This is a genomic window from Streptococcus oralis (assembly GCF_001075875.1).
Lineage (GTDB): Bacteria > Bacillota > Bacilli > Lactobacillales > Streptococcaceae > Streptococcus > Streptococcus oralis_I.
The window spans coordinates 1-300 of sequence record NZ_JUOS01000179.1 but is presented as its reverse complement, the minus strand read 5'-3'; the positions used below and the strand labels follow the sequence as shown (position 1 = coordinate 300).

Genomic DNA, 300 nt, shown 5'->3' with positions numbered 1-300 from the left:
TTCAACTTTTGTCAGTTTGATTGCTAGATTGGCTAAAGCCATAGTATAATATAAAGCAATGTCTTGAGGTTCATTGAATTTTTCGTATATAACCTGAATTTTTTGAGTAGTTTCAGCAAATTCTTCAGCCTTAGTTTGTTTAGTCGAGACACTGATTAAGGCTCTAGCATAATGTAAAGCAATATCTTGGGGCTCATTGAACTTTTTGTAGATATCATTAATTTCTTGAGCAACCTTAGTAATTTCTTCAACTTTTGTCAGTTTGATTGCTAGATTGGCTAAAGCCATAGTATAATATAA

Annotated in this window: 1 pseudogene; it reads right to left on the bottom strand. The window is 31.7% G+C overall.

Features of this window, described 5'->3' with window-relative positions:
- Window positions 1–288 (bottom strand): annotated as a pseudogene (locus ADM33_RS09535) (hypothetical protein); the annotation flags it as partial.
- Between the last annotated feature and the right edge of the window lie 12 nt (window positions 289–300).